Below are 19,610 nucleotides of genomic sequence, written 5' to 3'. Positions count from 1 at the left end.
CAAGGTGCTCGCGGGGGCGATTACGGTGTCGTCGACGTCCACGCGTCGGTGACGATGTGGGAGACGCGCGCCTCAACATTAATGCCCTTCACGGCAAGCGAGGACGTCAGACGCTCGGCGGCGTCGGCCAGCCAGGGCCACTCTGTCGCCCAGTGCGAGGCGTCGATCAGTGCCGGGCCTCCCTCGGCCTCCATGAACTCGCTCGCCGGGTGGTGGCGCAGGTCGGCGGTCAGGAACACGTCGGCTCCGGAGGCGCGTGCCGTACCGAGGAGGGAGTCGCCCGCTCCCCCGCTGACCGCCACGGTGACGATCGGCCGCTCGGGGTCACCGGCCACACGCAACGGCCCGGCCGTGGCCGGCAGGCCGGACGCGGCGCGCGCGGCGAACTCGCGCAGCGGCATGGGGGACGGCAGCGTCCCGATCCGGCCGAGGCCGCGGCGCGGATCCTCGGCGGAGGGCAGCAGCGGGCGCAGCTCTCCGAACAGGCCGACGGCCCGGGCCAGCGCGTCGGACACCCCGGGATCGGCGACGTCGGCGTTGGTGTGCGCGGCGTAGAGCGCGACGTCGTTCCTGATCAACCGGTGAATCACACGGCCCTTGAAGGTGGTGGCCGCGACGCTGGTCGTGCCCCGCAGATAGAGCGGATGGTGCGTTATGATCATGTCCGCACCCCACTCGATCGCTTCGTCCACGACGGCCGCGACGGGATCGACGGCGAAGAGGATCTTCCGCACCTCCTGCGCGGGATCACCGCAGACCAGCCCGACCGCGTCCCAGGACTCCGCCCAGGCGGGGTCGTACAGCGTCTCCATCTCGGCAACGACGTCCGCAAGCACAGGCGCAGACTACCGCCGGCGGGGACTTTCCGTGATCGAGGACTCCTCCGTGCCTCTCCTGGCGTGCCTCGCCGAGCGCCGAAGGTCAAGTGGGGGTAACGTCCGATAAGCGCCTTTCTAGAAGGGATTCCGGCATGCCCTTTCACGATCTGCACAACGACGCCGTCGTCGCAGACACCCACAACGATCTGCTCATGGCGGTCTCGGCCCGGCCGCCCCGGCAGTGGGCCTCGTTCTTCCAGCGCCAGTGGCTGCCGCAGCTTGTCGAGGGCGGGGTGGACGTTCAGGTCCTCCCGGTGTTCATCGACGACGAGTTCCGCCCGGAAGGGTCCCTCCGCCAGACCCTGCGCATGATCGAGTGCGCGCATGTGATCGCCGAGGGCAACCCCGAGGCCGTACGGCTGTGCCGGAGCGGGGACGAGATCGACGAGGCGCTCGCCCTCGGCAGGATCGCGCTGGTCCTGGCCATGGAGAGCATGCCCGGCATCGACGACAGCGTCGAGCTGATCCCGACCATTCATCGGCTCGGCGTGCGGGTGGCCTCGATCGCCCACTGGGGTCGTACGCCCCTCGCCGACGGCAGCGGCGAGGACGCCACCGGCTCCCGGCTGACCGGCGCCGGCGTCGAGGCCGTCCAGGAGATGGAACGGCTGGGCATGATCTTCGACGTGTCGCACCTCGGGGCGACCGGCGTGGAGCACGTCCTGGAAATCGCCACCCGGCCGGTCATGGCCACGCACTCCTCCGCCCGCGCGCTGCGCGACCACCACCGCAACCTCACCGACGAACAGCTCCGCGGCGTCGCCGCGACCGGCGGCGTGATCTGCGTGAACTTCCTCGCCGCCTTCCTCACCGAGGACGCGCGCTCGGCGACCATGGACCATCTGGTGGACCACATCGAGCACATCGCGAACGTGGCGGGGATCGACCACGTGGGCCTCGGCCCGGACTTCATCAAGGAGGTCTACGCCGACCTCACCCCGCCGTGCTGCGAGGACGTCAGCTTCAGCGGGCTCGACACCAACGCGGCCATCCCCGGTCTGGACGGTCCTCGCGGGATGCCGCTGGTCACCGAGGGGCTGCTCAAGCGCGGCCTCTCCGAGGACGAGATCACCAAGATCCTCGGCGGCAATGTGATGCGCCTGTTCCGCGCGGAGCTCGGGCACCCCCGGTGAACCTCGACGCGATGCTGGCGGACCTGGAGGAGCTCGTCTCGTGCGAGTCGTACTCCACCGACCACGCGGCGGTCGAGCGCAGCGCGAAGGCGGTCGCGGACCAGGGGCTCCGCCTCCTGGGCGCGGAGCCGGAGACGATCGTGATCGACGGCGTCACCCACCTGCGGTGGTCGTTCGGCACGCCGCGGGTGCTGCTGCTCGGCCACCACGACACCGTGTGGCCGATCGGTTCGCTGCTCGCGCATCCGTGGTCCGTGACCGACGGGGTGGCTCGCGGGCCGGGCGTCTTCGACATGAAGGCGGGGCTCGTGCAGCTGTTCCACGCGCTCGCCTCGCTGCCCTCGCCCGACGGGATCTGCGTGCTGGTCGTGGGTGACGAGGAGCTGGGGTCGCCGACGTCCCGGCCGCTCATCGAGTCGACCGCGGCGGGCTGCGCGGCCACGTTCGTGCTGGAGGCGAGCGCCGGCGGAGGCGCGCTCAAGACGGCGCGCAAGGGCGTCTCCCGCTACGAGCTGCTCGTGTACGGCAGGGCCGCGCACGCGGGTCTCGAACCCGAGCTCGGCGCCAACGCGGGCGTGGAGCTGGCACACCAGATCCTGGCGATCACGGAGATCGCGCACCGGGTGGACTCCTCGTCCGACGCGGGCATGGTGTCGGTGACCCCCACCGTGCTCTCGTCGGGGACCAGCACGAACACCGTCCCGGCGACGGGCCGGGTGGCCGTCGACGTCCGGGTGCCCGACCTCGCGTCGCAACGCCGGGTGGACGAGCTCATGCGCGGGCTCGCTCCGCGGCTCCCGGGCACGCGGCTGGAGCTCCGGGGCGGCCCCAACCGGCCTCCCCTCGATCCCGCCTCGTCGGCCGCGCTGTTCGCCCGTGCCGTACGCCTCGCGGACGATCTCGGGATGGGGCCGCTGGACGGTGTGGCCGTCGGGGGCGCCTCCGACGGCAACTTCACGGCCGGGGTGGGCTGCCCCACCCTGGACGGCCTGGGCGCGGTCGGCGGAGGGGCGCACGCCGCGGACGAGCATGTGATCGTCGGCGAGATGCCGGTCCGCGCGCGGCTCGTCGCGGCGCTGGTCGACTCGGTGCTCGCGGACACCGCCCCGTGACCGGGCACGACGTTTGCCCAGTTTTGATGTGGTATCTCCCTCTAACCCCCGCATGCTGACCTACTGTGATCATCTGATCGCGGGGGGATCGGGTGAGAGTTTGGCACGGATGGTCCGTCAGGACGCGCCTGACAGTGGTAGCGGGCGCGGTCATGGCGCTGCTCTGCGCCGTCGCGTCGGTCTTCATCCTGCTCGCCATCCACGGCAACGCCACGGACTACCGCCAGCAGCAGCTCGTCTCCGACGCCGTGCGGATCGTGCAGCAGGTGCGGCGCAAGGGCATCCCCACTGCCATACGCGATTCCGATGACTTCTCGGCCCAGCTGTACAACCCGGTCGGGACGCTGGTCGCCGCGACCCCGGACGTCAAGAACGCGCCGCCGCTCGGCGACTTCGGCACGCCGGACATCGACACCTACGCCATCAGGCACCTGTGCGACATGCCCTCGTTCCCCGGCGAGTGCCAGATCGTGCTCGCCTTCCCGATCGATCTGGCCAACGGGGTCTGGTGGCTCTACGCCGCCAGCCCCGGCGTGCCGTGGTACGTCAGCTCGCCGTTGCTGGGCACTATCGCCGGGGGCTCGCTCCTGCTGGTGCTGCTGACGATGCTCGGCGCCTACCGGACCGTCAACAGGACGCTCGAACCCGTGGACGCCATCACCGACAAACTCGCGAAGATCACCACAAGCGATTTGAGCCAGCGAGTGCCGGTCCCGCACTTCCAGGACGAGCTGAGACGGCTGGCCGAGACGGCGAACCAGACGCTGGACCGGGCGGAAGCGGCGGTGGAACACCAACGCCGGTTCGCCTCGGACGCCTCGCACGACCTGCGCAGCCCGCTGACCGCCATGCGCGCGGAGGTCGAGGAGGCGCTGCTCCACCCCGACGAAACCGACTGGCAGGAAACGGGCAAGGCACTGCTGGAAAGCCTGGAGCGGCTCCAGTACCTGGTCACCGACCTGCTGCAGATCGCCCGGCTCGACGCCGGCGCCCCTGGACGGCACGACCCGATCGACCTGGCCGAGTTGGTGGAGTCCGAGCTCGACCGGCGGCCGCGCGACGTCGCGGTCACCCGGCGCCTCACGCCCAGTGCGGTGATCAACGGGGATCGGTTCCGACTGGCCCGGCTACTGACCAACCTCCTCGACAACGCCGAACGCCACGCCGACTCCAACGTGACGGTCATCGTCGAGCGCCAAGGAAACACGGCCGTGCTCGAAGTGGTGGACGACGGTGGCGGGATCCCGCCCGACCAGCGCGAGATCGTGTTCCAGCGGTTCGCCCGGCTGGACGCGGCCCGCAGCCGGGACGCAGGGGGCACCGGTCTCGGCCTGTCGATCGCCCGGCAGATCGCGGAGACTCACGGCGGCTCGCTGACCCTCGAGGACTCTCCGAGAGGTGCGCGGTTCGTGCTGCGGATCCCCGCGGCCGGCTGACTCAGCGGGGTCCGGTGGCCGCTCAGCCTGGCGCCGCGGCCGGTCAGCGGGGTCCGGCGGCCGGACAGCGTGGCTCGGTGGCCGGCTGAGTCACCGTGGCTCGCGGAAGGCGATCACCGTGGGCAGCGGCGTCTTCAGCGCCTCCTCCACGGCCTCCCTCAGGTCCTCCGGGCGGTCGGCCTCCCGCCCGCGCGCGCCGTACGCCGAGGCCAGGGTCATGAGATCCGGCGCGTGGAGATCGACCCCCACCGGTGGCATGCCGCGCCGCTTCATCTCCTCCCTGATCTCACCGAAGCCGCCGTTGACCGCGACCACGATCGGCAGGCTGAGCCGCAGCTCGACGGCGGTCGCCAGCTCCTGGACGCTGAACTGCAGCGCGCCGTCGCCGGCCAGCACCACGACCGGCCGGTCCGGCCTGCCGACCTTCGCGCCGATGGCCGCCGGCAGCGCGAACCCGAGCGTGCCGTACCCGGCGGGGAACAGGAACCGCCCGGGCGGGTCCATGGGCATACCGACGATCGCGCCGTGGTAGCTGATCATCGAGTTGTCGCCGACCACGACCGTGTCCTTCGGCATGGCCTCGCGCAGCGCCGCCAGTTGCGGAGCCCACCTGCGGGTCATGTCGCGCAGCTCCTCGTCGCGCTCGCGCTCCACCGGGTCCTCCGGCGCGGGCACGTGCCGCTCCCCCGGCACGCGTACGGCGAGGCCCGCGAGGGCCAGGGCGGCGTCCGCGACGACCGGCACGTCGGCCAGGTGGTCGCCGTACATCTGCCCGGGATCGACGTCGACCCGGATGAGGGTGCCGGTCAGGACGAGGTCGTCCCACAAATCGGCGGGGCCCAGCTCGGTGCCGACCGCGAGGACGACGTCGCATGAGGCGAGCCACCGGCGGACGCCGGCGAGGTGGAGCGTGGCCCCCAGGCACAGGGGGTGGCTCTCCGGGACGGTGCCCTTGCCGTTCACCGTCGTGACCACGCGCGCGCCCGTGCGTTCGGCCAGCTCCATGGCGAGCCGCCCGGTGACCGGCTCATCGTCGCCGGGCCGCCGCGCCCCACCGCCGAGGACGATCGCCGGCCGCCGTGCCGCGCGCAGGAGTCCGGCGGCCTCGTCGAGCGCGTCCGGGTCGGGGACCCGCGGCGTCGACCGGAAGGGCGTGGCGAGATCGGCGGTCCCCTTGCGTTCCAAGAGGTCGGCGGGCACCTCGACGTGGACCGGGCGCGGGCGGCCCTCGGTGAACGAGACGAACGCGCGGGCGACCGCCGCCGGGATCTCCCGTATCGAGGTGACCCGGTGGCTCCACGCGCAGAGGGCGTCCAGGGCGCCCGACTGGTCCTTGCTCTCGTGCAGGTAGCCGCGTCCCAGCCGGGGGTGGTCACTCGGCACCCCCGGCGACACCAGCAGGACGGGCGAGGAGTCGGAGTACGCCTGGGCGAGCGCGGTCGCCGCGTTGACCACGCCGGGGCCCGTGGTGGTGACCGCGACGCCGGGCCGTCCGGTGACCCGGGCGTACCCGTCCGCGGCGTATCCGGCGCCCTGCTCGTGGCGCGGGGTCACGCAGGTGACGCCGGATCGGGCCAGCTCCGCGTAAACGGCCAGATTGTGCGTGCCGGGTATCCCGAAGATCGTGTCCACACCGTGTCCGCGCAACGCGGCGACGAGCACACCTGCCCCCGTGGCTTCCATATCCACCCCCACCGGAATTCGACCCTAGGGCTGGTACGTGCGCATCGTATCTTCGCGTCACCACAATGTGACAGAGGACCTCATTTCCGGCCCATCCGGATATAAAGGTATTAGAGGGGCTGAATTCTCAGCGAACCACGACGTTGGGGTCGGGAAGGCCGCTCAGCACGTTGACCACGGATCGGACCGCCTGACCAGCCATTCGCTCCATCGACTGTTTCGTGTGGGACGCGATGTGCCCGGTGACGTACATCCGGTCGCCGAAGTCGTTCAGCAGGTCCTTGGCGACGCTCGAATCCTGGTAATAGCCGTCGAACACGGCCATGCCCAGCCGTCCGGCGGCGAGCGCGTCACGCAGCGCCTCCGGATCGACGACGGACGGCCTGGCGGTGTTGACCAGGATCGTTCCAGGGCGGACCCTTCCCAGGATCCGGCGGTCGATCATGCCCGCGGTCTCGGCGTTGCCGCTGACCATGACGACGAGGATGTCGCTCCACTCGGCGAGCTCGGACAGCTGCCTGAACCGCACCCCGAGCGCCTGCTCCTGGTCCTCTCTCCGCGTGCGGTTGTAGTAGGAGACCCGGCAGCCGAAACCGCACCGCAGGATCTTGGCGATCTGGGTGCCGGTCCGGCCGAGACCGACGATGCCGATCTTCTTGCTGACGAGTTCGCCGGGCAGCTCCTCCGCGCCGGCCCAGTGGGGGTGGAGAGTGCCGAGATGCCGTGGGATCCGCCTGTTGGCGTTGATGATCTGGCCGACCGTGAACTCCGCCACCGCGTCCATGGCCGCCGCCGGCGTGTTCGTCACGAGGATCCCGCGCCTGCGCACCGCGGCCACGTCGACGAAGGTCTCGTAACCCACCCCGAGGAAGGCGATGACCTTGAGGTCGTCGGCGAGTTCGAGCGCCTCCTCGGACACGTGCTCATCACCGCCGTGGAGGTAGGCCACCGCGCCCGCGAGCTCGCGCCTCAGCGCCTGCGCCGTCAACGGCTCCTCGCGGCCGATCGGGACCACCTGGAAGCCCAGGTCGTACAGCGGGCGGAGCAGTCTCTCGTCGATGCCGGCACCGCTCACCAGAATCCTCGCCGCATCGACGACCGCCTCCATGCGCGCCGTCCCGTCACCAGCGACATCCACGGCAGATATGTACCCGGTCGTCCGCATTTGAGGCATGATCAGGTCTTTCGGAACTCAAAAGCAGGCATTTCGGATTCTCGATACGACTTCCCTTCTCGTCGAAGGGGTTCGGCACGGCCGGCAGCCGCTTACGCCGCGTCGGGAAACCCGAAATACCAGAACGGTGTTGGCGTTCCCAAGTGTAGGTCCGGCCGGGCAGGTGAGCCGCCGGCCGCAGCGGAATTTCTCCTTGACTTATTGTTGAAATCCAATTCAGCGGTAAGAATGACAGCAATCCGTGCCGACGACGCAGTCGGCCGGGTCACCGTGGCGAGGGGGATCCATGAAACTTCAGCCGCGCCAGCAGCTCCTGGAGCTCTGGGAAGCCACCGCCCGCACCTCCTATCAGGAGAAATCGTGGGTCTGGGGCGGGCGGGAAGGCTCGAACTCGATCTCGGACGCCGAGCAGCTGCTGTGCCTGATGTACCCCGCCGCGGAGCTTCCCGGCTTCCGGCTCGACACCCCGGACGAGACCGCGGACGACGTGCTGGACGCGCTGGCCACGCTGGGCGACAGCGTCGAGATCCCCCGGCTGCTGCTGCGCCTCTTCTCGCACTACCTGCGCACCTACACGGACGACGACGCCAGGGCGAACTTCTCCGGCGGCAGTTACTTCCAGCCCTCCATCGCCGGGGACGAGATCACCGCGGACCAGCGCGAGATCGACATCGTCGACTCGTACTCGATGTCGATCACCCTCATGCTCAGCATGCTCGGCTTCCTGAAAGTCTTCCGGCAGAGCGTGCGGCGCGAGAACGTCCGCAAGGAGATACGCGAGCTGGAAACCCTCGCCGGCGATCGGCTCTCGGCCGCCATGGTCGGCATGCTGCGCAGCTTCTCCGTCAACGCGTTCGAGCCCTCGTCGCCCCAGGGTGAGGCGCTGCTGCGCACCGCGAACCAGACGGGCGCCCCCCGGCGGCGGGTCCTCGACGACTTCCAGAAGCGGCTCGAGTCGGTCCGGGCCGGGCTGCGCGAGCTCACGATCGGATCCGGCGTCGTCGACCTCGACAACCCGAACCTCCTGTTCGAGTGCGGCTGGTCGTGGGGTGTCGTCAAGGACGCCCCGACCGTCGAGACCGAGCGCGAGGTGGGCCCGCAGCCCAAGGGCATCGCGGCCGACGCGCCCTACCTCTACTTCACGGTGAACGCCCTGGTCGGCCTCGTCGACCTGTGGTCCGAACGCACCAGAGTCCTCGGCCTGCTCGACGACTCCCAGCAGCAGCTCGCCTCCGCGCTCCAGCGCCGCTGGGACCTCACGCAGGCCTACTGGCGCACCGTGGCCACGTACGGCAAGGGCCGCTGGCCACTGGAGGACATCCCGTGGCGGACCACCGACGGCAAAGAGTCCGACTACTACAGCCTCGGCGTCACCGCCATGGTCGTGCAGTACCTCTCCCGCAGCAGAGCGGGCGACGTGGACCTCAACCGGGTCGCCGGCGTCCTGGAGGAGCTGGCGATGCGCGCGCGCATCACCCGCCGGGCGATCGCGGGCGACCCGCCGGTGACGCTGCACGCGCCGGGCGTCCGGGTGAACCTCTCCGGCACGGAGGAGCTCGGCCCTCCGATGATCTGGGTCGTCTCCGACTTCGCCATCACCCTGCTCAAACGGACGATCTGGGTGGCCAACGTCGCGCAGAGCTCGCGTACCAGGGAGCGGCTGCACAACCTGGCCGACCTCATCTGGCAGCACATCGTGAGCCGCCAGTTCACCGGGGGCGAGCACAAGGGGCTGTGGGACCAGCCCGTGAACGCCTTCCCCGACACCGGGATACGGCACGAGCAGCCCTCGTGGTACTTCACCGAGCGGGTCGTGGAGTTCCTCGTGTCCCTGGCCAATGCGTGGGACGAGGCGCCGCTGCGCAGCCCCCAGCTCTTCGAACTCGCCAGCGAGATGATGAGCGAGGCCGAGCACCTCCTCAGCAGGGAGCAGGTCCGCCGCCCTGTCCTTCCCGGGCAGAACATCAGGTCCAGCGTCAGCGGCGTCCAGGCGGGACTGCAGCGTGCCCGCTCCATCATGGGCGAACGGCCGGCCAGCGCGATCGCGCTGATCACCGACGCCCTGCTGGAGCTGGAACGCCAGGCGACCGCTCGCGAGAACGCCTCGGAGGCGATGTAGCGATGCTCGTGTTCGCCATATCCGACAAAGGCGGCACCGGCCGCTCGGTCACGAGTAGCAACATCGTGTACCGCCGCGCGCTCCAGGGCAGCGACGTGTGCTACCTCGACTTCGACTTCGGCTCTCCCACGGCGGGGGCCATCTTCAGCGTCAGCTCGGTGGCGCGGGGCACCACCCAGGGCGGCATGCACGGCTACCTGGAGGGAAGGCTCGCCGACCCGCACCGGATCGACATCTGGGCCGAGTCCGACCGCGAGGGCCTGCGCGCCAAGCCTCCTGGCGCCGGCCAGATGGTGCTCTTCCCCGGCGACGAGGGCGGCGGCGAGTTCTCCACGGTGAGCGAGGAGATGCTGCAGCGCTGCGTGCGGCTCTTCGCCCGGCTCGAGGAGGAGTTCGACCTGTGCCTGGTCGATCTGAGCGCCGGGCGCTCGTTCGCCGCGCAGATGGCGCTCGCGGCGACCGCGCGGTTGCCGGGCGTGCCCTTTCGCTGGCTCGTCTTCCACCGGTGGACCCGCCAGCACATCATCGCGGCCGACGGGCTCGTCAGAGGCAGGCAGGGCCTGCTCGCGGTGGGCGTGGAGCACGGGCACGACAAGGAGACCCTCGGGGACCGCATCCGTTTCGTCCGCACCGCCGTTCTCGAACCGGACGCCGCCGAACTGGAGGGGCTGCGCGAGACGCAGAAGGCGTGGCTGAACGAGTGCGACCGCGAGCTGCGCGAGCTGGCCGGGCGGCACCGGGTGGGGCGGACGTCGATGCTCGGCAAGATCCCGCTCGATCCGGTGCTCCAGTGGCGCGAGCAGCTCATCTCCGACGAGGACGTGCTGTCCAGCCAGATCGCGAACGCCGAGACCGTCGCGGCCTTCGACGACCTGGCCAAGAAGATCGTCGACGACAGCGCGTGGGAGGCTCTGTGACGCCCGCGTACGCCACGTTCGGTGAGGTCGCGGCGGAGCGCCGAATCGCCTCCGCCCCGCTGTCCCACGTGTCCATCGAGCTGGGACACCTCTACATGGAGGACTTCCAGGCCGGGCCGGACCGGCTCAGGGAGCAGTTCCGGCAGGTGGCGCCGTGGGCGGAGACCATGCGCAGGAGCTGGCAGTCCCGGGTGCCCGGCGGCCGGGCCCGGGTCAGCACCTGCTTCCTGATCGACGACTACTTCAGCAGGTTCAGCACCCCGGCCGAGCTGGTGCCGATGGTGCTGGAGGCGGCCGCCGAGTGCGACCTGACCATCGACTACCTCGCCCGCGAGTCCGCCTGCGCCGAGGCGGACGGGGTGATGCTGGCCCGGCTGGTGGAGGACCGGCTGGTCACCGACCCGCCCGCCGGTAGCGACGGCTCGCGCCCGCCGGTGACCGAGACCGGCTGGCTCTGCAACGGCACCAGGTCCCCGTACAGCGGTGCCGTACAGGCGATGGGGTCGGCGCGGAGGTGGGAGCCGCCCGCGCAGAACGCCAAGCGACGTCACTCGATCTTCGTCGACGTCGAGCTGTGGGACACCGACAGCCGTGGCCGCACCTGGTCGTGCCCGTTCCTCGCGGCGGTCTGGCAACTGCTCCGGCTGGGACTGATCCGCAACGAGGGCGAGCTGCCGGTACGGCCGAAGCCGCGCGGCGCGTCGTTCCCCTCGGAGTGGGACGACCTCCCGGCAATCGTCCAGCTCAACCCGGCCGCGGCCCCGTTCAGCGCGTACTCCACGCTGTCGGTGCTCTCCTCGCGCTTCCTGCCCGTCGAGCTGGCGGTACGGACGATCCTCAGCCAGGTATTCGTGGACGCCCAGGTCCTGGGGCAGGTGGCCGACCGGAGCGGCGGAGAGGGCATCCGCCTGCCGGATGAGCTCGTCGACCGAATCTCCTACGTCTTCCTGGGAGCGTGACCCGCCGGATCCGTGATCGGAGCGCACATGCTGGTGATGGGGGAAGTCCGTACCGGACTCCTGCAGAACTCGGGGGAAATCCCCGAGTCTCTGTGCCAGAGCGTTCTCGGGCTGCTCTCCGGTGAGCGGGTGCGGGTCTCGCGCCGCCCCATCGTGTACGCGGTGTCGCCGGACCAGCTGACGGGGGTGGACTGCCGGCTGGCGTCCGCCTCGCAGGCCAGGGTCAGGGGCGTCGGGACGGTGCTGTCCCGGGCCTCGGTGACCGGCGGACGGGTCCTGCAGGGGTCCTCGCACATCCAGGTGGTGCGCAGCGAGTCCGACCACCGGCTGTCGTGGTCGCACTACCTGGCCCGGCCGGGCGTCGTCGAGGTGTTCGGCAAGATACGCGTCCCCGATCTCTCCGAGGGCTTCGCCGAGAGCGCGCGGAACGACTGCCTGGACCTGGGCAGCGTGAGCGAACGGTTCATGGACGCCGTGCAGGCATCCCCGTTCCTGGACAGGAAGGCGCCGTTCAGGAGCGCGCGGACGCGGCTGCGTTGGGTCGCGGAGAGCGGACCCACGGGGAGTGGAGGCGCGGAGAGCGGACCCACGGGGAGTGGAGGCGCGGAGAGCGGACCCACGGGGAGTGGAGGCGCGGAAAGCGGACGCGCGGGGGGCGGCGCGAGAACGCCGGAGGGCACGGGCATCCGGTTCACGCTGGGCCGCGACCAGGTGCGGACGCTTCGTCTGGTCCTGCCGGGCGGGTTCAGCCCCGGCATCGTGGACTTCTGCGAGGACCTGGCGCTGCACGACTGGCTGCTGACCACCCTGCTTGTGATCGTCGAGAAGGCCCGCGTCGGCACCGCCTCGCGGGCTGAGGTCACGGCGAAGCTGGCTCCGGCGGTGGACCACCTGCTGCATCTGTGGATGCCGGCGGCCCGGCTGGACGACGCGTTCGCGCCGTTCTGGGAGACCCTGGAGCGCCGCCCGGGGTTCAGCCGTCAGTGGCACTCACTGGTGGAACGCGTACGCGACCAGGTCGCGATCAACACACTGGCTCTACTCAGAGAAACGGGTGGTTGGTAGATGTCGGTGCCAGGCAAGACGAGGGTCAGTTCGGAGATTCTCCCCCGCACTCTCCGGAAGATCCTCATCACCGCGGCGGTCGGCATCCCCACATTCTTCCTGACCAACAACACGAAGCTGCTCTCCGACGACACGTCGGAGATCCTCATCACCGCCTTCATCAGCGCCGTGGTCTTCCTGACGCAATACCTCATCGAGGTCGACAGGCAACTGGAGACGACCCGCCAGGAGATGGTGACCGGTCTTTCGCGGATCACCAAGGCGACCGAGCTGTTCAACCGGGTGGAGGCGTCGGCGGTGCAGACCGACGTGATCACACAGCTCGTGAGCAACGCGACCCGGGTGGACAAGGAGATGCCGGCGCTGGTCCAAGCGTTCGCGCAGTCGGAGATCGCGCGGATCTCCACGCTGCTGCGGGAGCTCAGCGAGGGCAACGTGATCTACGAGGGCGAGGACCGCGACTGGCTGCTCGGCCTGACCCGCAACACCCAGTGCAGCCTCGACGCTCTCAGCCTCAACGTGGTGGACCAGGGCCCGAGCGAGTTCGACGGCGGGTTCTGGACGACGGACGCGGGCCAGCGCTATCTGGAGGCCCAGCGGGACCGCCTCAGGGCCGGGGTGCGGATCCGCCGGATCTTCTTCGTTGACCGCACAGAACGCCTGGAAGCGGATCTGTTCCGGCAGATCTGCAACATGCACACCGAGATCGGGATCGAGGTGCGGATCCTGACAGCCGCCGATCTGTCCAGCCCGCTGGGGCTGCTCGACTTCATCGTCTTCGACGACAACGTGAGCTATGAGATAACGCCGTCCGCCCCGCAGGTGGGCCAGATCACCACGCACACGTTCGTCCAGACCCTGCTGGTGCTGGAACCGCCCCGGGTCAGGCAGCGGATCGAGCGGTTCAAGGAGCTGTGGGAGCTGGCGTCGGATCCGTCGTGACCGAGGTGAAGGACCGGTCGGGGCGGCAGAGCTCCAGCCTTTCCCGGGTGTGCTCGTCGGCGTGGCCGTTCAGCACAGCCGAGACGAGCTCGGCGGTGGCCGGGGCGAGGGTGATGCCGAGGCCGGCGTGCCCGGTCGCGGCCAGCAGGCTGCGGTGGTCGTCGACGTATCCGATGATCGGGATGTGGTCGGCGCTCGCCGGGCGAAGCCCCGCCCAGTGCCGCTCGACCGGCCAGTCCGCCACCGCCGGCATCAGGGCGGCCGCCCATCTGCTGATCTCGGCGCGGCCTTCGGCGGTCGGGGTCGGGTCGCCCACGCCCACCTCGTAGGTCACGCCGACGGCCAGCCTGCCATCGTGCCGCGGCACGAGGTACGGGTAGCCGGTGTGGCCATCCGAAGTGATCTCGGCGAAGACATGGTGGCGCAGCGGGTACGTCGTGAAGCCCGGGCGGCGCACGTTGAACGCCTCGCCCTTGATCGGCAGCATGACGGCGTCGAGAGCGGGCAGCAGCAGCCCGCTGAGGTGCCCGGCGGCCACGACGACCGTGCCGGCGTGGATCACGCCGCCGTCGCGCAGTTCGACGATGGCGCCCTCGGGGCCGGACTCCACGCGCAGGGCACGTGTTCCCACCCGGACGCCGACGCCCGCGCGCTCCATCGTCGCTCGCAGGACGGCCATCAGCTCGCGCGGGTCGAGGGCCAGCTCCTCGGGCAGCAGGAAACCGCCGACCACGGCCTCGCTGAGAAGGGGTTCGAGCGACCTGGCCTCGGCGGCGGTGAGCTGCTCGACCGCGAACGGCGAGGCCTCCCACTTCGGCAGGACCTCGGTCCGCAGCCGCGTCATCTCGTCGTCATCCAGGGCCACCTGGATGTCGCCGCCGTCCAGCACCGGGACCTCGACCCCGGTGAGCTCCGCCAGCTCGGCCAGCCAGTCGGGGTAGAGATCGCGGCTGTACTTGATCACCGGGCTCAGCCGGCCGAGGCAGGAACTCTCCGTCTGGGTGAGGATGCCGCCCATCGCGGCGTCCGAGGCCCCGAGGCCGAGCTGCGACGCGGCCTCGACGACGACGACGCTCCTGCCCTCCGACCTGAGCCTGTGCGCGATCGCGCATCCGATGACTCCGCCGCCGACGATCGCGACATCACAGGTCTCACGCACGCAAGCTCCCCATGCTTCGCCGTTTCCCGGCTTCCACAGTAGGTGAGATCAGGTCATTCCAGAAGGTCACACACGCGTGGCCCGTAGGAACTTTATCGCGAAAGAATCTTGAGAGTAGGGCGAACGCGCGAGATTGCTGGAGTGCCCTGTTTGCGTGCACCAGGTGCCGGGCGCGTCGTGGTGAGGGAACCATGGTCGGGGAGGTGGCCAGGGCTCGCACGCTGCGGAAGACGAGACCCCGGCCGTCTCCATTGGAACATGCCAATCCGCGAAGTTCACGGCGTTATCGCCGTATTCATGCACTGGTTACAGAGACAGGTTCTCGGAGAGGAGGTCGAGCAGGGGCTCCCGCCGTACGCACTGAGACAGGGCGAAGGAGCCGCGCGTGTCCTGACCCACCGGCCGCGTACGCGCTGACCTCTCCAAGGTCTACACGGGCCGCCCGGCGCGCTAGGGTTTCTCGCGATATGTCCGGGTGGGCATGTCCGGGTGGGCGAGACGGAGCGGACGGTTGCGGGGTTGGCGTAGAGCGGCCGTCACGGCGCTCATGGCGGCGATCGTTACGACTCTCATCGGGAGCCCCGCAGCGGCGCACGCCTCCGGGCGCGCGGCCACGGCGGAGACGCGGTCGGCGACGACCGAGACGCGGCCATGTCCGGCCGGCGTTCCCTCAGACACGACCTGCGGCTATCTGCTCGTCCCCGAACGGCGTGACGTGCCCCACAGCAGGACGATCCGGGTGGGCTACGCGGTGCGCACCTCCACCTCGCCGAACCGCCGGCCCGATCCGGTGGTGTACTCCAGCGGCGGCCCCGGATCCCCGTCACTTCAGCTCATCGGCTTCCTCTCGCGGATGCTGCCGGACCGGGACGTGGTCGTTGTCGAGCAGCGCGGAGGCCGCTATTCACAGCCTTCGCTGAACTGCCCCGAGGTGGTCCAGGGCCTGGTCGAGACGCTCAAGCAGCCCAAGACGTCCAGGGCGTCCAAGGCGCCCCAGACGCCCAAGGCGGACGAGACCGATCCGATCATCAAGGGCGCGCTGACCTGCCAGAGCCGCTTCCAGGCCGAGAAGATCGACCTGCGCGGATACCGCACGGACGAGATCGCCGCCGACGTGGTGGACCTGCGTGTGGCACTCGGCTACGAGAACTGGAACCTGATGGGGGTCAGCTACTCGACCCGCTCGATGCTCCAGGCCGCCGCCAGGGACCCGCGGGGCACTCGCGCCGTGGTGCTCGACTCGTTCCTCCCCGCCCAGGTCAACTGGTACGACGACGCGGCGCCGAACCTGCGGGCGACGCTGGCCAAGCTCGGGGCGGCCGCCCGCTTCGACGAGGTGCTCACCCGGTTCGACGCCCACCCCGCCGCGTACACGACGAAGGACCCGCTGACCGGTGAGCGGATCGTGGTGCGGCTCACCGGCGACGACATGGCGACGATCCTCGGGGAGGCGATGCGGGAGACGGAGTTCGTCCCGATCGTGCCGGCTCTCGTGGACGCGCTGGCCGATGGCCGGCAGGAGCTGCTCCAGCCGGTCGTCGACGCGGCCGGTGACGCGCTGGCCTCGCACGACTGGGGTCTGTACTACGCGGTCCAGTGCCAGGACGAGGTGCCGTTCAACGCGTACGGCGGCAAAGGCGCGCCACGGCTGTTCACCGGTGTCGCGGACGCCGCCGTCTGCGCGGCCTGGAACCTGCCCCGCAGCTCGGGCGAGTCCGCGACCACTGACGCGCCGACTCTGATCCTCGGCGGGCATTACGACCCGACCACTCCGCCCGAGAGCGCGAGCAAGGCCGCGAGCGCCTTCCGGAACGCCCGGTTCGCCGAGTTCGCCGGGGTGGGGCACGGGGTGTTCCTGTCCAGCGAGTGCGGACGCCGCACGATCGCCGCGTTCCTCGACGACCGGGCCACGACCGGCGCGGCGCCGTGCGACCCGGGCACGGGTGCCCCGACGCCGGTCCGGCCGGGCGACGTGCGTCTGACGGCGGCGCCGTACCGGATCTCGAAGTCGCCCGTGCTGCTCGCGCCGCTCGGGATCTTCGTGCTCACGGCGGCCGTGCAGTTCCTGGCCGGGCTCGTCTCCCTGGTCCGCCGCCGGGGCGGTGGCGCGGTGCGGACTCTGGCCGGTCTCGCCGGTCTCGCCTTCACCGGCCTGACCGCGCTCAGCCTCACCGGCGTGTCCGACGACATCGTCTTCGCCATCGGCCTTCCTCCGGCGATCGCCTGGTACGGCCTGCTCGCCGTGGCCTCGACGGTGCTGTCCATCGTCGCCGCCTTCCGGCTGCGCGCCGCCTCGGCCGACATCGTCCCCGTCATGACCGGCCTCGTCTTCGTCACCTGGCTGTACGGCTCGGTGCTCCCCTGATCTCCCGCCGCGGGCCGGGCCGGACGACGCCCTCTCTCACTTCGCTGGGCTTTCACGCCGAGGACCGGTGGGTCGGTCGCTGCGCCGGGACGGAAGCTCCGGTCCTCGTTCCGTCCCGCTCCGCTCCCTCGCCCCAAACGGAGAATCCGGGACTTATCCGGTGATTCTCGGACTGTAATCAATCGGCCGCGCGCGGTGCACGTCCACACGCGCGGCCCTGGGCCCTGCTCCTTCGGGCAAACGTGGGGCGTCGGCCGATCACGTCGGTGCACACTGTGCCGGTGAACGTCGACACGTCCGGAGCACGGGTGAGCCCGCGCCCCACAGGATGGTCAGGTCCTGACCGCGGCCGAGGCGGGCCCCGCCTTCTCGAACAGCGACTCCGTGTCGGCGCGGGCCTCGTTCGCCTCAGCCGTCGACCTCCCGCAGGAGCCGCTGCAGGACCTGCTCCTCGTCCGGTGACAGGCGGGAGACGAACTCGGCCAGCACGGCGGCGCGGTCGCTTCGCCGTACGAGCAGGTCCCGCATGGCGTCGGCCGTGTGCGAGGCCTCGTCCACGGTTGGGGCGTAGACGAAGCCGCGGCCCGCCCGCTCCCTCGTCGCGAGGCCCTTGCGGTGCAGGCGGGCGAGCGTCGTCATCACGGTCGTGTAGGCGAGCGATCCGCCCAGCTCGGCCTGCACGTCGGCCGGACTCATCGGGCCGGAGGCGGCCCACAGGGTGGCCAGCACCTCGTCTTCCAGCATCCCGGGAGATCGCCTGTCGGGCTGTCCCCGATCCCCGGCCATGTGCACGGCAGCTCCTCTTATCCCGTTCCTACTATCAGGAACGTACTATTGGAGTAGTAGTGACTATTGGGGTAGTAGGTCGAGCGTACAGCGTGAAGGGAGACCCGGGTGGAGCCGGCGCACGCGGAGATCGAACATGTGTGGCCGAGGGACGGCCGCATCCGCATCGTGGGAGCGGTCGTGGGCATGCCTCCGGCGGCCGCGACGCTGGCGCTCAGGAACCGCGACCGGTCGCGGACCGTCCTGCGCTGCCCGGCGACGGTGAACGGCCGGAGGTTCGATGGCTCCTTCGACATCGAGATCGTCACCGCCGCGACCACGAGCGCTCGGGACGTCTGGGACCTGCACCCGGATCTGCCCGGCCAGGCGGAGCTGCGGGTGGGTCGCCACCTCGACGACACCGCCGACAAGAAGAGAATCATGACCTTCCCGGCCCAGTCCCACGGGTTCTCCCGCATCCGGCCGTACTCCACCGTGAAGCGGAACCTCTCCCTGATCTGCGAGAGAGCCACCACATGAAGATCCGCTACCTCATCATGAACGCCTTCGGTGTCGGCGGCACCATCCGAACCGTGATCAACCAGGCGAACGCGATGGCCGCCGGGCACGACGTCGAGTTGATCAGCGTTTTCCGCACCCGGCGGATTCCCGCGTTCCCCATCGACCCGCGCGTCCGGGTGCGCGTACTGGCCGACCGGCGCGGGCCTCGGTGGCGCCACCCCTTCCGCGCCTGGCTGCTCCGTCAGCCGAGCCGCCTCATCCCGCAGGCCGAGGTACGGTACGCGACCTTCAACCGGTACAGCGACGCGCGAATCGCGAACTATCTGCGCTCTCTCCATGGCGGCGTACTGGTGACCACGCGGCCGGCGCTCAACCTGCTGGCCGCGCGCTTCGCCCCGGACAGTGTCGTACGGGTGGCCCAGGAGCACATGCACCTCGACTCGCACAAGCCCGCGCTCGCCGCCGAGATCGCCCGCTGGTATCCCCGGTTGGACGCCGTCGTCACGCTCACCTTGGCGGACACCGCCCGGTACGCGGCCGTCCTGGACGGGACGGGCACCGTGCTGACCACCATCCCGAACGCGCTCACCCCCGCGGAGCGGCGGCCCGCCGACCTGGCCGGCCGGATCGTGGTCGCGGCGGGCCGGCTGACCCGGCAGAAGGGATTCGACCTGCTCATCGAGGCGTTCGCCGTCGTCGCCGACGCGCACCCCGACTGGCAGCTGCGCATCTACGGCGACGGCAGGGAGCGGGCGCGGCTCGAACGCCTGATCCACCGGCTGCACCTGTACAACCACGTCTTCCTGATGGGTGGCACCACAGCGCTGGAGGAGGAGTTCGCCAAGGGAGCCGCCTTCGTGCTCAGCTCCCGGTACGAGGGATTCGGCATGGTCCTCATCGAGGCGATGGCCCACGGCCTGCCGGTCGTCAGCTTCGACTGCCCCCACGGCCCCGGCGAGATCGTCACCCACGGGACGGACGGCCTGCTCGTGCCGCCGCGCGACGTCTCCGAACTGGCCGCGGCGATCGGCCGCCTCGTCGCGGACGAGCCGCTCCGGCACCGGCTCGGCTCCGCCGCCCGCATCGCGGCGGCCCGCTACGAGATGGGCGAGATCCGCCTCCAGTGGGAGCGGCTCTTCACCCGGCTGGAGGCGGCGCGGAGCGGACGGAACGAGCGGAACGGGCGGAACGAGCGGAACGGCGGGCACCGGCGCTGCGGCAGGGCGTCGCCGAGCTCGGCTGATCGGCTGATCGGCTGATCACCAGGTGATCTTGACTCGGATCGCTCTTTCCTGACGGCAGGGGAAAGCCGGACGCGTGAACCGGTTCCACGGCGAGACCCTCCCCTGCCGATCTCCCTGCCGATCTCCCTGCCGATCAC

Annotated in this window: 16 protein-coding genes; 11 read left to right on the top strand and 5 right to left on the bottom strand. The window is 70.4% G+C overall.

Features of this window, described 5'->3' with window-relative positions; all coding sequences use genetic code 11:
- Positions 1–20: 20 nt before the first annotated feature.
- The gene (locus tag QSK17_RS03070) at positions 21–836 is read right to left on the bottom strand and encodes a Nif3-like dinuclear metal center hexameric protein (RefSeq protein ID WP_285702814.1); all 816 of its coding nucleotides are present in this window, start codon (positions 834–836) and stop codon (positions 21–23) included.
- Between the two features lie 134 nt (positions 837–970).
- Here QSK17_RS03070 and QSK17_RS03065 point away from each other — a divergent pair, with 134 nt between their 5' ends.
- The 3 genes from QSK17_RS03065 (at position 971) to QSK17_RS03055 (ending at position 4,559) form a co-directional block, all read left to right on the top strand.
- Positions 971–2,011: a dipeptidase gene (locus tag QSK17_RS03065; protein WP_285702812.1), complete on the top strand. Its 1,041-nt coding sequence runs from the start codon at positions 971–973 to the stop codon at positions 2,009–2,011.
- Positions 2,008–3,123, top strand: a complete 1,116-nt coding sequence (locus QSK17_RS03060) for a M20/M25/M40 family metallo-hydrolase (protein WP_285702811.1) — start codon at positions 2,008–2,010, stop codon at positions 3,121–3,123. Before QSK17_RS03065 ends, QSK17_RS03060 begins: the two co-directional genes overlap by 4 nt.
- A gap of 152 nt (positions 3,124–3,275) precedes the next feature.
- Positions 3,276–4,559 (top strand): sensor histidine kinase, encoded by a 1,284-nt coding sequence (locus QSK17_RS03055; RefSeq protein WP_285702810.1) that lies wholly within the window; start codon positions 3,276–3,278, stop codon positions 4,557–4,559.
- Positions 4,560–4,649: 90 nt separating this feature from the next.
- Here QSK17_RS03055 and QSK17_RS03050 read toward each other — a convergent pair whose 3' ends face one another.
- Positions 4,650–6,242 (bottom strand): thiamine pyrophosphate-binding protein, encoded by a 1,593-nt coding sequence (locus QSK17_RS03050; RefSeq protein WP_285702808.1) that lies wholly within the window; start codon positions 6,240–6,242, stop codon positions 4,650–4,652.
- A 127-nt stretch (positions 6,243–6,369) separates the two neighbouring features.
- A complete protein-coding gene (locus tag QSK17_RS03045; RefSeq protein ID WP_285702807.1) occupies positions 6,370–7,407 on the bottom strand; it encodes a 2-hydroxyacid dehydrogenase in 1,038 nt (345 codons plus the stop codon).
- A gap of 295 nt (positions 7,408–7,702) precedes the next feature.
- On the opposite strand from QSK17_RS03045, the gene QSK17_RS03040 reads away from it, so the two are divergent.
- From QSK17_RS03040 to QSK17_RS03020, 5 genes are read left to right on the top strand one after another with little or no spacing between them, the layout of a single operon-like run.
- Positions 7,703–9,535, top strand: a complete 1,833-nt coding sequence (locus QSK17_RS03040) for an SCO2524 family protein (RefSeq protein ID WP_285702805.1) — start codon at positions 7,703–7,705, stop codon at positions 9,533–9,535.
- A gap of 2 nt (positions 9,536–9,537) precedes the next feature.
- Positions 9,538–10,452, top strand: a complete 915-nt coding sequence (locus tag QSK17_RS03035; RefSeq protein ID WP_285702804.1) for an SCO2523 family variant P-loop protein — start codon at positions 9,538–9,540, stop codon at positions 10,450–10,452.
- Positions 10,449–11,411, top strand: a complete 963-nt coding sequence (locus QSK17_RS03030) for an SCO2522 family protein (protein WP_285702803.1) — start codon at positions 10,449–10,451, stop codon at positions 11,409–11,411. The genes QSK17_RS03035 and QSK17_RS03030 overlap by 4 nt, the downstream gene beginning before the upstream one ends.
- Before the next feature lie 27 nt (positions 11,412–11,438).
- Positions 11,439–12,476 (top strand): SCO2521 family protein, encoded by a 1,038-nt coding sequence (locus QSK17_RS03025; protein WP_285702802.1) that lies wholly within the window; start codon positions 11,439–11,441, stop codon positions 12,474–12,476.
- Positions 12,477–13,418 (top strand): hypothetical protein, encoded by a 942-nt coding sequence (locus tag QSK17_RS03020; protein WP_285702801.1) that lies wholly within the window; start codon positions 12,477–12,479, stop codon positions 13,416–13,418.
- On the opposite strand, the gene QSK17_RS03015 is transcribed toward QSK17_RS03020, so the two are convergent.
- Positions 13,381–14,577: an NAD(P)/FAD-dependent oxidoreductase gene (locus QSK17_RS03015; RefSeq protein WP_285702800.1), complete on the bottom strand. Its 1,197-nt coding sequence runs from the start codon at positions 14,575–14,577 to the stop codon at positions 13,381–13,383. The genes QSK17_RS03020 and QSK17_RS03015 overlap by 38 nt on opposite strands.
- 511 nt (positions 14,578–15,088) lie before the next feature.
- Between QSK17_RS03015 and QSK17_RS03010 the strand changes: the two genes are divergently transcribed.
- Positions 15,089–16,942, top strand: coding sequence for an alpha/beta hydrolase (locus tag QSK17_RS03010; protein ID WP_285702799.1), 1,854 nt, complete (start codon positions 15,089–15,091; stop codon positions 16,940–16,942).
- Between the two features lie 408 nt (positions 16,943–17,350).
- Here the strand turns inward: QSK17_RS03010 and QSK17_RS03005 are convergent, their stop codons facing one another.
- Positions 17,351–17,728, bottom strand: a complete 378-nt coding sequence (locus tag QSK17_RS03005) for a BlaI/MecI/CopY family transcriptional regulator (protein ID WP_285702798.1) — start codon at positions 17,726–17,728, stop codon at positions 17,351–17,353.
- Between the two features lie 108 nt (positions 17,729–17,836).
- Between QSK17_RS03005 and QSK17_RS03000 the strand changes: the two genes are divergently transcribed.
- Together QSK17_RS03000 and QSK17_RS02995 are read left to right on the top strand one after the other, a co-directional pair.
- Positions 17,837–18,247 carry a hypothetical protein gene (locus QSK17_RS03000; RefSeq protein WP_285702797.1) on the top strand — a complete coding sequence of 137 codons (411 nt, stop codon included), beginning with the start codon at positions 17,837–17,839 and terminating at the stop codon, positions 18,245–18,247.
- Entirely contained in the window at positions 18,244–19,488 is a 1,245-nt protein-coding gene (locus tag QSK17_RS02995; RefSeq protein WP_285702796.1) for a glycosyltransferase family 4 protein, read from the top strand. Before QSK17_RS03000 ends, QSK17_RS02995 begins: the two co-directional genes overlap by 4 nt.
- The last annotated feature ends 122 nt before the right edge of the window (positions 19,489–19,610 follow it).

Source organism: Microtetraspora sp. NBRC 16547, from assembly GCF_030268965.1.
Classification (GTDB): Bacteria; Actinomycetota; Actinomycetes; order Streptosporangiales; family Streptosporangiaceae; genus Microtetraspora.
The sequence above is the reverse complement of the archived record's forward strand: the minus strand, read 5'-3'. Positions and strand labels throughout refer to the sequence as shown.